At 70.5% G+C, this 12,439-nt stretch carries 11 protein-coding genes; 7 read left to right on the top strand and 4 right to left on the bottom strand.

Annotated features, from left to right (window positions below):
- Positions 1-98 precede the first annotated feature (98 nt).
- The 7 genes from sigE to ABD255_RS32365 all read left to right on the top strand — a co-directional run bounded on the left by sigE (position 99) and on the right by ABD255_RS32365 (position 8,306).
- Complete coding sequence (gene sigE / locus ABD255_RS32395; protein ID WP_344220606.1) at positions 99-782, top strand: RNA polymerase sigma factor SigE; 684 nt, start codon at positions 99-101, stop codon at positions 780-782.
- The gene (locus tag ABD255_RS32390; protein ID WP_344220605.1) at positions 779-1,387 is read left to right on the top strand and encodes an anti-sigma factor family protein; all 609 of its coding nucleotides are present in this window, start codon (positions 779-781) and stop codon (positions 1,385-1,387) included. The genes sigE and ABD255_RS32390 overlap by 4 nt, the downstream gene beginning before the upstream one ends.
- Before the next feature lie 3 nt (positions 1,388-1,390).
- Positions 1,391-2,464: a transcriptional regulator gene (locus tag ABD255_RS32385; protein ID WP_344220604.1), complete on the top strand. Its 1,074-nt coding sequence runs from the start codon at positions 1,391-1,393 to the stop codon at positions 2,462-2,464.
- 78 nt (positions 2,465-2,542) lie between these two features.
- Complete coding sequence (locus ABD255_RS32380) at positions 2,543-4,084, top strand: S1C family serine protease (RefSeq protein ID WP_344220603.1); 1,542 nt, start codon at positions 2,543-2,545, stop codon at positions 4,082-4,084.
- 196 nt (positions 4,085-4,280) lie between these two features.
- Entirely contained in the window at positions 4,281-4,619 is a 339-nt protein-coding gene (locus ABD255_RS32375; RefSeq protein WP_344220602.1) for a sec-independent translocase, read from the top strand.
- 77 nt (positions 4,620-4,696) lie between these two features.
- On the top strand, positions 4,697-6,493 hold the full coding sequence (locus ABD255_RS32370) for an ABC transporter ATP-binding protein (RefSeq protein ID WP_344220601.1): 1,797 nt from the start codon (positions 4,697-4,699) through the stop codon (positions 6,491-6,493).
- On the top strand, positions 6,480-8,306 hold the full coding sequence (locus ABD255_RS32365; RefSeq protein WP_344220600.1) for an ABC transporter ATP-binding protein: 1,827 nt from the start codon (positions 6,480-6,482) through the stop codon (positions 8,304-8,306). Before ABD255_RS32370 ends, ABD255_RS32365 begins: the two co-directional genes overlap by 14 nt.
- On the opposite strand, the gene ABD255_RS32360 is transcribed toward ABD255_RS32365, so the two are convergent.
- The 4 genes from ABD255_RS32360 to ABD255_RS32345 all read right to left on the bottom strand — a co-directional run bounded on the left by ABD255_RS32360 (position 8,297) and on the right by ABD255_RS32345 (position 12,407).
- Positions 8,297-9,376 (bottom strand): GNAT family N-acetyltransferase, encoded by a 1,080-nt coding sequence (locus ABD255_RS32360; protein WP_344220599.1) that lies wholly within the window; start codon positions 9,374-9,376, stop codon positions 8,297-8,299. The two genes, ABD255_RS32365 and ABD255_RS32360, sit on opposite strands and share 10 nt — an antisense overlap.
- Positions 9,377-9,394: 18 nt before the next feature.
- Positions 9,395-10,540, bottom strand: coding sequence for an Mrp/NBP35 family ATP-binding protein (locus ABD255_RS32355; protein ID WP_344220598.1), 1,146 nt, complete (start codon positions 10,538-10,540; stop codon positions 9,395-9,397).
- 78 nt (positions 10,541-10,618) lie between these two features.
- Positions 10,619-11,155: a DUF1003 domain-containing protein gene (locus ABD255_RS32350; RefSeq protein ID WP_344220597.1), complete on the bottom strand. Its 537-nt coding sequence runs from the start codon at positions 11,153-11,155 to the stop codon at positions 10,619-10,621.
- Positions 11,145-12,407, bottom strand: coding sequence for a magnesium transporter MgtE N-terminal domain-containing protein (locus ABD255_RS32345; RefSeq protein ID WP_344220596.1), 1,263 nt, complete (start codon positions 12,405-12,407; stop codon positions 11,145-11,147). The genes ABD255_RS32350 and ABD255_RS32345 overlap by 11 nt, the downstream gene beginning before the upstream one ends.
- Between the last annotated feature and the right edge of the window lie 32 nt (positions 12,408-12,439).

Here is a 12,439-nt window from a genome sequence, read left to right as displayed (position 1 = left end):
AACTTCCCGGAAGCGGAGGCCGTTGTCTCGTCGTACTGGCATCTCAGGGTCGAACCCGGGTGTCCCCGACGTGCGCAGAGGACGGTGAACGCGGCACCATGGTGTTCTCACTCGTTGCCGAGAGGACCCAGGGAGGCGTTGTCGTGAAGCCGGTCGACACCTCCGTGGTGCCCGCTCCCAGTACCCCGCAGGTGCAGCCGGAGCTCGAGGCGCTGCCGTCCTGGGACGAGATCGTCCGGGCCCACTCGGCCCGCGTGTACCGGCTGGCCTACCGCCTGACCGGGAACAAGCACGACGCCGAGGACCTGACCCAGGAGGTCTTCGTCCGGGTCTTCCGGTCGCTGTCGTCCTATACCCCGGGCACCTTCGAGGGCTGGCTCTACCGGATCACCACCAACCTCTTCCTGGACGGCGCCCGCCGCCGGCAGCGGATCCGTTTCGACGGGCTGCCCGAGGACGCGCACGACCGGTTGCCCGCGAAGGGCTCCGGCCCGGCGGAGAAGCTGGACCACGATCTGTTCGACCACGATGTGCAGTACGCGCTGGACGCGCTGCCGGAGGACTTCCGGGCGGCCGTGGTGCTCTGCGACATCGAGGGCATGACGTACGACGAGATCGCCGACGTGCTGGACGTGAAGCTCGGCACAGTGCGCAGCCGGATCCACCGCGGCCGCTCGATGCTGCGCAAGCACCTCGAGCACCGCGCGCCGCGCTCCGGCCAGACCCGTGTCAGTGGCCCGCCCGCGGACGGGCCCTTCCTTGCCGGAGGTGACAACCGGTGACGGTGCAACATCCCTTGGACAAGCTCAGCGCTGTTGTCGACGGTGAGCTGGACCACGACTCCCGGGACAAGGTCCTGGGTCACCTGGTCATCTGCGACAGCTGTCGCTCCGAGGTGGACGCTCAGCGGCGCCTGAAGACCCGCCTGGCCGCCACGCCGGACCCGGAGCCGTCGCTGGACCTGATGCAGCGCCTGATGGGCGTGCCGTCGTTCTCGACCGAGCCGCGCGAGGAGGTGCGTCCGGTGGTCACGCCGGCCGTCTCGCTGTTCCCGCAGCGGTCCGCGTTCCCCGCTTCCCGGACGGACGCGACCCGGCCCGGCTCACGGACCACCCGCTCGCGCCGGCGTACCGGAGTACTGGGTGCGGCCGGCTCTGCCGCGGCCGTGGCCTCCCTGCTCGGTACTGCGTTCGTCCTGGGCGACCCGGCGCGGACGGAGCAGCCGCCCGCGCTGCAGCCGCCGGTGGCGAGCTTCTCGGCCGACCACGCGGCCACGACCAACGGGGCTCCGTTCGCGGACCCGGTGGCGCTGATGAACTCCTTCAACGGGGCTGGCTACGCCGGGCTGAGCCCGACGCTGCAGCCGGTGGCTCTGACGGGGCGCTGACCAGTGAGCCTGTCTCGGCTCGCCGTACTGGTCGGCACCGCGCTGATCGGCTTCGGCCTGCCCCTGCCCGCAGTAGCCGCGCCACCACCCAGTGGTCAGCGTGAGGATTCCCCGACCGCGGTGAGCTGGCTGGAGCGCGCCGCGGCCGCACCCGACCGCGTCTCGTTCCACGGCACCCAGATCATCACCTCTTGGGGACCGCAGGGCGCCAGTTCGGCGATGCTCGACATCGTCCACGCCGCGTCCCAGGGGTCCGAGATCAGCGTGGTCGGCCCGGCCTCGTCGCCCGGCGCCAAGGCGTTCGTGCAGCGGGGGAACCACGCGATCGGCCCGACCGTCGACGGCGGACCGCTCGCGCTGCTGGCGGCGACGTACGAGCTCGTCTACAAATGCTGCACCGACACGATCGGGCGGGCCGCGGTCGTGGTCGAGGCGCTTCGCGGCGACCGGACGCTGGCGGGCCGGTTCTGGATCGACCAGGCGACGGGGTTGCTGCTGCAGCGGCAGTTGTTCAGCGAGGACGGCAAGACGATGGTCCGGGCGACTGTGTTCACCGAGCTGGACATCGAGGACACGGAGTTCCTCGGACACCTGCCGCCGATGGCTCCGGGTGGGGTGGAGGCGGTCGGGATGAGCAACGTCGACCGCCTGCGCGACCAGGGCTGGACCTGCTCCGCGGCACTGCCGGGCTCGCTGCAGCTCTACGACGTGCACCAGGACAGCGCCACGAAGTCCCTGCAGTTCTCGTACTCCGACGGGCTGTTTAACGTCTCCCTCTTCGAGCAGCGCGGCGAGCTCGACCCGGCGGCCGTCGCCGGGTACACGGCCACCAGCACGCCCGAGGGCGCCAAGATCTACCAGCGCTACGGGATGCCGTCGTACGTCGTCTGGTCGTCCGGCGGGATCGTCTACACCCTCGTCGGCGATCTGCCGTACGACGTACTGGCGAAGGTGGTCGCGGCGTTCCCGCACGTGCCGCCGCCGAAGGTGACGGCCGTCCAGCGGATGGGCACCGGACTGGCCAAAATAGCCTCGTGGCTCACTCCGGTGAGTGCGCTCTCCCACAAGCTGGGATAATCGATTGCGGGAGTACCTGCCAGAACCCGGGCCAGGGACCTCCCGACCACGAGACGACGACGACGTGAGGCGGACACCGTGAGCTGGGATGACGCCGAGCCGACAGTCCGGACACCGCGAGATCCAGCGGATCCGGAACCCACCCGCGAACTGATCGAGCCCACCACCGAGCTGCCCACCGAGCGGCCGATCGCGGGCCCGGTCGTTCCCCCGGAGCCCGATACGCCCACCACGCCCGCCGCACCCTGGGCGGCGCCCGGGCCGCAGGCCGGTGACTCGCCTGCTGTTTCTGCTCTGACACCGCCTTCGGCCGGCGCGGGGGCCTCGCCGATTCCTCAACCCGGCAGCAACCAGCCGTACCGGCAGTCCACACCGGGGCGTTCCACCACCCAGCGCAGCTTCGGCCGGCCGGAGGCTCAGGAGCCGTTCCGCCCGGTGTACCAGGGGCAGGCCTGGCCGACGTACCAGCCGACCTACACGCCTCCGCCGCCGCTGGACTGGCACAACCAGCAGGCCCGGGCCTACACGGGGTCCCCGCCGCCGAAGAACGGCCGGGTGTACGCGATCACCGCCATCGTCGCGCTGGTCGTCGCCCTGGTCGCCGGCGGCGGTACCGCGGGCCTGATCGTCGCGCTCGACCGCAACAACGGATCGGTCGACGAGTCGAACGGACCGGCGATCGGCGTCGGCACCGACCCGAAGATCCGCAGCGGCTCGGTCTCGGCCGTCGCGAACACGCTGCTGCCGAGCGTCGTCCAGTTGAAGGTGGAGGGCTCGAACAACTCCGCCGCGACCGGCTCCGGCTTCGTGATCGACAGCGCCGGCCACATCCTGACCAACAACCACGTCGTCGCGGGCGCCGCCGCCGGTGGCTCGATCCAGGTGGTGACCCAGCAGGGCAAGACCTCCACGGCCCGCCTGGTCGGCCGCTCACCGGCGTACGACCTGGCCGTCGTGCAGGTGGCCGGGCTGGAGGCGCCGTCGGTGCAGTTCGCGGCCGCGGCCGCGGTGGTGGGGCAGGACGTGGTGGCGATCGGCTCGCCGCTCGGCCTGGCCGGGACCGTCACCTCGGGGATCATCTCGGCCAAGGACCGCCCGGTGATCGCGGGCGACCAGGACAGCCCCACCGAGATCTCGTACATCAACGCGCTGCAGACCGACGCGGCGATCAACCCGGGCAACTCCGGTGGCCCGCTGGTCGACATGAACGCCCGGGTGATCGGGGTCAACTCCGCGATCGCCACCGTCCGTGGCGCGCCGGAGGGCAGCAGCGGCAACATCGGGCTGGGGTTCGCGATCCCGATCGACCAGGCCCGGCGGACCGCGCAGCAGTTGATCGCGTCCGGCAAGGCGTCGTACCCGGTGATCGGCGCTCAGGTCGACATGCAGTTCGAGGGCGCCGCGCGGGTCAGCGAGGTGACGCCTGGTTCGCCCGCCCAGCGGGCCGGGCTGCGGACCGGTGACGTGATCACCAAGATCAACAGCCAGCCGGTGGGCAGCGCCGAGGCGCTGATCGTGGCGATCCGGACGCACCGGCCGGGCGAGAGCGTGAAGCTCGACTTCGAGCGCTCGGGCAAGCCACGCCAGGCGAACGTGACGCTGGGCGCCCAGACGGGCTGACAAGACGGCGGGCCGACACAGGCCGGCCGACGCAGGGCGGCCGACACAGGCCGGCCGACGCAGGCGGGCTGGACAGGCCGGCTGACGCCGGCCTGCTGAGGAGGTCGACCCGGCAACCGGGTTGACCAGGCGCGGGCTACGCTGTCCGCGGCGATCGGATACGGGTTCGGCAGCATCAGCTGGGAGGGGTGGGGTCATGTTCGGCATCGGGCCGCTCGAGCTGGGGGTGATCATCGTCATCGCCGTGCTCCTCTTCGGCCCCGACCGGTTGCCCGAGTTCGTCCGCACCGCCGGCCGGCTGCTGCGGCAGGTCCGGACGATGGTGAGCAACGCACAGAACGACCTGCGCAACGAACTGGGCCCGGAGTTCGCCGACCTCGACGTCCGCGACCTCAACCCCCGCAGCTTCGTCCGCAAGCACCTGCTGGACGACCTCGACGACGACTTCGACGACAAGCCGGTCTCCTCGATGGACGCCACGCCGCAACGCCTTCCGGCCGGCGTCCGCGCCCCCTTCGACCCCGAGGCCACCTGACCTCCAGGCGCTGCTGACCCGCCGCGTTCCGGCAAATCGTCAAGAAAACCGTCGGAAGGTTCTGTCACGCTGTCGGCATGATCGCCCGCCTGCGCAGCCGTCCAGAGTGGCAGTTCTTCACCGTGCTGCCGCGCGCGAGCGCGCCGCTGGCAGCGCTCTGGTGGTCGCTGCTGATCGTCCGCGGCGTCCTGCCCGCCCTCTTCGCGCTCGCGATGGGCAATCTGGTCGGGACCGTCCAGCGCGGTGATGACCTGGCCGGACCCCTGACCGGCGTCGGCGTCACGTTCGTGCTGCTGCAGGTCCTGATGCCGATCCACCAGGCCGTCAGTTCGAACCTCGGCAGCCTGGTCGCCGCCTGGCTCAACGACGAACTCGCCGAGGCCTGTGTCGAGCCACCCGGCATCGGCCACCTCGAGGACGCCGCGCTGGGTGAGGACCTGGAGGTCGCGCGCGAGTTCGACCGCGGCCAGACGGGACCCCCGATGTACATGAACGTCGACTTCATCGCCGGCAGTCTGGTGGAGCTCTTCGGTGGGATCACCTGCGCTGTGGTGCTTTTCGGCTTCACTTGGTGGGCTCCGATCCTGCTGCTCGTGGCCTGGGGATCCACGCACTGGCTGCTGCGGGAGAGCGGCGTCTGGCGCGATCGCAATACCGACGAGGTGCGATCGGCCCAGCGGAACGCGGCCTACTCCTACCAGTTGGCGGTCGATCCCGAGCCGGCGAAGGAGTTGCGGATGTTCGGGCTGGCCGACTGGGCGGTGCAGCAGTTCACCGAGCGGCGGCGCCGGCTGTTCAGCCTGCAGTACGAGGCGACCCGGTTGCGGGAGCGGCCGCTGGCCGGGAGCCTGCTGATCGTCGCCGTTGCGAACGGGATCGTCTTCTGGGCGCTGGCCGCCGCAGCCCTGGACCAGCGAATCGGTCTGGACGCCCTGATCACCAACGCGCAACTGGCCATCGGCGTCGCCATGATCGCGTTCGGCGGACTGAACTGGTCGCTGGACGGCGCCTCCGCGCCAGTCGCGGCAGTGCTGCGCTTGCGCGCGGCGATGGCACCAGCCGGAGCGCTCAGCATCAACCCGTCACCCGTCGCCGCGGCGCCCGGTGACATCCGCATCCGCAACCTTTCCTTCGCCTACCCCGGCGCAGCCGAGAAGGTGTTCGACGGCCTCGACCTGACGATCCCAGCCGGTACTTCGCTGGCGGTGGTCGGCCGCAACGGCGCCGGCAAGACGACGCTGGCCAAGCTGCTGTGCCGCCTGTACGACCCCGGCAGCGGCTCGATCGAGATCGACGGCAAGGACCTGCGCGACCTGTCCGTACCGGCCTGGCGCGAGCAGGTGACGGCCGTCTTTCAGGACTTCATCCGCTTCGAGCTACCGCTGCGGGACAACGTCGCGCCGGCCGGTGCGCCGGATGAGGACATTCTCGCCGCGTTGCGGGACGCGGGTGCGGACGAGCTCGCCGAGCTGGATACCCCGCTGGCCCGGGGCTACGACCGGGGTACCGATCTTTCCGGCGGGCAGTGGCAGCGGGTCGCGCTGGCGCGGGCACTGTGTTCAGTACGGCGGGGCGCGCGCCTGGTCCTACTCGACGAGCCGACGGCCCAACTCGACGTCCGGGGCGAGGCGAAGGTGTTCGACCGGATCCTCGCCGCGACGCGCGGAGTGACCACGATCCTGATCTCGCACCGGTTCTCGACGGTTCGGCATGCCGACCGGATCTGTGTCCTCGAGCAGGGGCGGGTGATCGAGCTCGGCAGCCACGACGAGTTGATGGCGCTCGGCGGTCGCTACCGGACCATGTTCGAGCTGCAGGCCAGACGGTTCACCGCGGAAACCGACGAGGAAGGGGTGAGCTATGACGTCCTCTAAGCGCCGCGAGCCGGACGAGGCGCCGCCGCGCGAGCCCGACATCATGCCGCCCGCGCTGCCGGCCATGTGGCGACTCTGCAAGCTCGGGTATCAGCACGAGCCCGGGTTGCTGGTGTTCGCCTTCGCAATGACGCTGCTGGCCGCCATTCCCGACGCCCTGCTCGCGTTGTGGCTCAAGATCCTCGCGGACGGCCTGCTGGACGAGGATCGCGCGAAGGTCATCCTGGCCACCGCCGGGATGGCGGCCTCGGTGACCGCCACCTGGTTGCTTCGTACGGTGAGCGCCCGGGTCTCGCGCCGGTTCCGGGACCGCGTGACCATCGCCCTCGAGGCCCACGTCGCCACCCTGCAGGCGTCCGTTGCGACCATCGAGCATCACGAGCGCCGCGACTACCTCGACCGCCTGTCGGTACTGCGCAAGCAGGTGTTCGTGCTCGACCACATGTACATGTCGCTGTTCTCGACCTGCGGGTGGATCCTCCGGCTTGGCGTGACGATCGCCCTGCTGGTCTCCATCCACCCGCTACTCGCGCTGCTGGTCCTGTTCGCCCTGCCGACCGTGGTGACCTCGGCCTGGCGCCCGGGGATCGAGCGGGTCACGGAGGAGCGCCACGCGGCGTACAGCAGGTTGGCGGAGCATCTCTTCCGCACCGCGACGACCGCCTCGGCTGGCAAGGAGGTGCGGGTGACCGGGATCGGCCCGGACCTGGTCAGCCGACGCCGGACCGAGTGGGAGGGCTGGTATCGCCCGATCGCCGCTGTGCGCTGGGGCAGCGCCGCCTGGCACGCTGCCGCCTGGGCCGTATTCGGCGGCGCGTACGTCGGTGCGGTGGTCCTGGTCGCGGCCGGCCTCGACGGCTCGGTGGGGGACGTGTTGCTGATGCTGGCGGCAGGCGCCCGGCTGTCGGCGTACGTCGGGGCGACCGTGGGTGAGATCGGCTTCCTGCGCGGCATCTGGCTCGACGGGTCCAGGCGGCTGGTCTGGCTGGAGGAGTACGCCGCCGCATTCACCGCGAAAGCGGATGCCGAGGTGCCGGATCGGCTGGACGACGGCATCCGGCTGGATCACTTGTCCTTCGCCTACCCGGGGACCGACCGGTTGGTGCTCGAGGACGTCTCGCTGCACCTTCCCGCAGGCCGGGTGATCGCGATCGTCGGCGAGAACGGTGCCGGGAAATCCACGCTGGTGAAGCTGCTGGCCAAGATGTACGAGCCGACCTCCGGGCGCGTTCTGGTCGACGGCCGTCCCTTGGACCGGATCCGGACCGACAAGTGGCGGGCCCGGCTCGCGGGGGCGTTCCAGGACTTCTTCAGATTCGAGTTCCAGGCCCAGCACAGCATCGGGGTCGGCGACCTCCCGCGCTACGACGACGAGCCGGCGGTCTCGACAGCCGTGCGACGGGCCGGCGCGGAGGACGTCGTCGACCGGCTCCCGTCCGGATTGGACACCCAACTCGGGCCGACCTGGCCAGACGGCGCCGAAGTCAGTTTCGGCCAGTGGCAGAAGCTGGCGCTGGCCCGCGGTTTCATGCGGGACCGCCCACTACTGCTGGTTCTGGACGAACCGACCGCCGCCCTCGATGCGGAGACAGAGCACGAACTGTTCGAGCGGTATGCCGAATCAGCCCGCGACAACGCCGACGGCCGCATCACGGTGCTGGTCTCGCACCGGTTCTCCACCGTTCGGATGGCCGACCTGATCGTCGTGCTCGACGGCTCCCGGATGGTCGAGTGCGGCAGCCACGAGGACCTGATGGCCCGCGACGGCCAGTACGCCGCGCTGTACCGGATCCAGGCGGACGCCTACAACTGACCGGCGTCCGCGGCCAACAGGTCGTAGGTGACCCGGTCATCGGGTTGGCCGGTGCCCAAGGGGAAGGCTTGGCGTTCGGAACCGACGTGGGTGAAGCCGGCCGACTCGGCGACCCGGCGTGCTGCGGCGTTGGAGGCGGCCGTGCGGATGATCAGGCGGCGGCCGCCGAAGTCGGTGAAGAACCAGTGCGAGAGCAGGCGGATCGCCTCCGCCATCAAGCCGCGACCCTGGGCGTCGGGGTGGGCCCAGTAGCCGAGTTCGCCCTCGCCGTTCTGCAGGTTGAACAACGTGATGTTGCCCAGGGCAAGGTCTGTCTCGAGGTCCGCGAGGCACCAGTTGAACCGGCGCCCGGCGGCCGCCTGCTCGGCCATGTCCTTCAGCCAGAAGCGGGCGTCCTCCGCGCTGAAGGGTTGCGGGATGAACGGCAGGAAGTGCGCCGTCGCCTGGTTCGTCCGGGCCGTGGTGATGCGGTCCACCTCGTCGTCGCGCCAGGTCCGCAGCCGCAGCCGTGTGGTTTCGAGCACCGGGTTCACGAACCATGGCTCGCGCGCTCTTCGCGGATCACCCGGCCCGATCCACCCGGTCCACGCGTCCGTACGCCGCCCGCCGGTCTCCGCCAGCGCGGGAATCGTCGGCCCGAGGTGAAAGCCGGTGGCCCAGGCGACCCGGCGAGACCCCCAGTTGCCCACGCCGGCCCACCAATGGATCACGAAGAACCCACAGGTGGAGAAACCGAACTCGAGCGCCAGCCGCACCGCCCGTGCTGCCACCCCGTGGCCCCGAGCCCAGGGCGAGAGCCCGAAGTGCACACTCGCGTTGCCCAATGGATCCGGCCGCAGCCCGACGGTTCCGGCGTACCGGCCTTGGTAGTCGATGACGAAGACCAGTTGGGCGCCGGTCGACCACGCTTCGCTGATGCCGTACGTGATCCACCTGCGCGCGTCGTCGGCGTCGTACGAGGTGGCCTCGGACGTGTAGCGCTCGATCGCGCCAGGGACGTCCTCAGGGCGGGGCGCGCGGAGCGTCACCACGCCGTCGGTCAGGACGGGTGTCTCAGCAGGGAAGGGCACCCGCCCCAGTCAACAGGATCAGCGGCCGACCGGGGACAACCCGAGCTGCCGGCCGAGCAGACCGCGCGGCTTGCCGCCGAGGCGCTCGGCGATCTGGCCGAGCACCTGCGCCGCCGGAGTGTCCGGGTCGGCCAGCGACAGCGGCTGACCGGTGTCGCCACCGCTGCGCAGCCGCTCGTCCAGCGGAACCTCGCCGAGCAGGGGGATGTCGTAGCCCAGCCGCTGGGACAGGGTGTCGGCCACCCGCTTGCCGCCGCCCGAGCCGAAGATCTCGATCCGGTGCTCCGGGCCGCAGTGCGGGCAGGGCAGGAAGGACATGTTCTCGATCACGCCGGCCACCCGCTGGTGGACCATCTGCGCCATCGTGCCGGCCCGCTCGGCCACCTCCGCCGCGGCCTCCTGCGGCGTGGTCACGACGATCACCTCGGCGCTGGTCAGCCGCTGGCCGACCGAGATCGCGATGTCGCCGGTGCCGGGCGGCAGGTCGAGCAGCAGCACGTCGAGGTCGCCCCAGTAGACGTCGGCCAGCATCTGCACCAGCGCCCGGTCCAGGATCGGGCCGCGCCAGGCGACCACCTGGTCGCGCTTGGGCTTCAGCATGCCGATCGAGATCACCTTCACGCCGTGCGCGGGCACCGGCATGATCATGTCGTCCACGGCGGTCGGCCGCTCGTCGGCGACGCCGAACATGGCCGGGATCGAGTGGCCGTAGATGTCGGCGTCCAGGACGCCGACCGACAGGCCCTTCGCGGCCATCGCGACGGCCAGGTTCACCGTCACCGAGGACTTGCCCACGCCGCCCTTGCCGGAGGCGATCGCGAACACCTTGGTCAGCGAGTCGGCCCGGGAGAACGGGATCTCCTTCTCGGCCACGCCACCGCGCAACTGGGTCTGCAACGCCGCCCGCTGCTCGGTCGACATCACGCCCAGTTCGATCTCGACGCCGGTGACGCCGTCGAGTGCGCTCACGGCCGCGGTGGTGTCACGCCGCAGCGTGTCCTTCATCGGACAGCCGGCGACGGTCAGCAGGATCTTGACCGCGACCACCCCGTCGGTCCGCACGACGACGGATTCGACCATCCCGAGTTCGGTGATCGGCTTCTTGATCTCAGGGTCGATCACGCCGCCGAGCGCGGCAGTCACCTGGTCAGCAGTGGGGGCCATGCCACCAGGCTACGTGCTCATCCAGAACCCCCCGACCGCAGTCCACTGTGACATGCGCCCGGGAAGGTAACCCTTACTTCAGACCCGGTCGTCCTCGCGGTCCTTCAGTTCGAGGTCGGCGAGCAGGGAGCGGAGTTCGGAGCGGAGGAAGTCGCGGGTGGCGACCTCGCCGACGGACATCCGGAGCGCGGCCATCTCGCGGGCCAGGAACTCCATGTCGGCGCGGGCGCGGGCGTCGACGTCGCGGTCGCGTTCGTACTGGACCCGGTCGCGCGCCTCCTGCCGGTTCTGCGCGAGCAGGATCAGCGGCGCGGCGTACGACGCCTGCAGGCTCAGTGCCAGGGTCAAGAAGATGAACGGGTAGGTGTCCCAGCGCAGGTGCTCCGGCGCGAAGATGTTCCAGCTGACCCAGAAGATGATCGTGCCGGTCATGTAGACCAGGAACTGCCCGGTGCCGAGGAACCGCGCGATCCGCTCCGAGAGCCGCCCGAACGCGTCGGCGTCGTACGCGCGGCGGCGGACGATCGTGCGGCGCAGTTCCCGCGGGATGTCCAGCCGGGCGGCGGCCTGCCGGGTCAACCGGCGCTCGTCGGTACCGCGGTCGTCACGGGGCATGGCCGTCCACCTCCTGCTGATCGGGTTGGCGCCAGTCGTGGGGGAGCAGATGGTCGAGCACGTCGTCGACGGTGACCGCTCCGAGCAGTCGGCCCTCGTCGTCCAGGACGGGAGCCGCCACCAGGTTGTAGGTCGCGAGGTACTTGCTCACGGCATGCAGGCTGTCGTCCGGCCGGAGCCCGTCCAGATCGGTGTCGAGTACGCCGGAGACGAGCGCCGACGGTGGTTCGCGCAGCAGCCGCTGGATGTGGCCGATCCCGATGAACCGTCCGGTCGGAGTCTCCAGCGGCGGCCGGCAGACGTAGATCATCGCGGCCAGCGCCGGGCTCAGTTCGGCGTTGCGGACATGGGCCAGCGCGTCGGCGACGGTGGCGTCGGCCGGCAGGATCACCGGCTCCGACGTCATCAGGCCGCCCGCCGTCCGCTCCTCGTAGGTCAGCAGCCGGCGGACGTCCTCGGCCTCGTCGGGCGCCATCAACGTCAGCAGCCGCTCGGCGGTCTCGGTCGGCAGTTCGGCGATCAGGTCGGCGGCGTCGTCGGGCGACATCTCCTCGAGCACGTCCGCGGCCCGCTCGGTGTCCAGCCCGGCCAGGATCTCGACCTGGTCGTCCTCGGGCAGTTCCTCCAGGACGTCCGCGAGCCGCTCGTCGTCCAGCGCCGCCGCGATCTCCTTGCGCCGCTTCGGCGACAGTTCGTGCATCACCCCGGCCAGGTCGGCGGGCTTCATCGACTCGAACGCGGCCAGGATGTGGGTCGCCCCCTGGCCTTCCTCGCTCTGCGCGAAGCCGCTGACGTCCGTCCAGTCCAGGACGTGCGACTGCCCCCGGCGCCGGAACCGCTTGGCGCCCTCGGTGACGGCCACCTTCGACAGCACCCAGTCCCGGGTCCGCCACTGCTCCATCGCCAGGTCGAACACCACGGCCTGGGTCTCGGTCTCGAGGATCGTGACGGTCCGGTCCAGCAGTTCACCGATCACCAGTACTTCGGTCGGCCGCTGCTCGAACCGCCGCATGTTCACCAGACCGGTGGTGATCACATGACCGGCGTCGACCGAGGTGACCCGGGTCATCGGCAGGAAGATCCGCCGCCTGGTGAACACCTCGACCACCAGGCCGAGCACCCGGGGTGGCTGGGTCCCCTGCCTGAGCATGACCACGACGTCACGGACCTTGCCGACCTGGTCCCCGTTCGGGTCGTACACGGGGAGACCAGCCAGCCGAGCCACGTAGACGCGCGAAGGAGGTCCGCTCATAACTCGAAGGCTAGTGCCCCGGGGGGATTCCG

It is taken from the genome of Kribbella sancticallisti, assembly GCF_039530625.1.
Taxonomy (GTDB): domain Bacteria; phylum Actinomycetota; class Actinomycetes; order Propionibacteriales; family Kribbellaceae; genus Kribbella; species Kribbella sancticallisti.
This window is presented reverse-complemented; position numbering and strand designations above follow the sequence as displayed.

What these genes read in the sequence shown, in the direction of transcription:
- ABD255_RS32350 (WP_344220597.1), bottom strand. Translation starts at nt 11,155, where the DNA reads ATGCCCCGTGACGACCGCGGTACCGACGAGCGCCGGTTGACCCGGCAG.
- ABD255_RS32375 (WP_344220602.1), top strand. Translation starts at nt 4,281, where the DNA reads ATGTTCGGCATCGGGCCGCTCGAGCTGGGGGTGATCATCGTCATCGCC.
- ABD255_RS32345 (WP_344220596.1), bottom strand. Translation starts at nt 12,407, where the DNA reads ATGAGCGGACCTCCTTCGCGCGTCTACGTGGCTCGGCTGGCTGGTCTC.
- sigE (WP_344220606.1), top strand. Translation starts at nt 99, where the DNA reads ATGGTGTTCTCACTCGTTGCCGAGAGGACCCAGGGAGGCGTTGTCGTG.
- ABD255_RS32355 (WP_344220598.1), bottom strand. Translation starts at nt 10,540, where the DNA reads ATGGCCCCCACTGCTGACCAGGTGACTGCCGCGCTCGGCGGCGTGATC.
- ABD255_RS32365 (WP_344220600.1), top strand. Translation starts at nt 6,480, where the DNA reads ATGACGTCCTCTAAGCGCCGCGAGCCGGACGAGGCGCCGCCGCGCGAG.
- ABD255_RS32370 (WP_344220601.1), top strand. Translation starts at nt 4,697, where the DNA reads ATGATCGCCCGCCTGCGCAGCCGTCCAGAGTGGCAGTTCTTCACCGTG.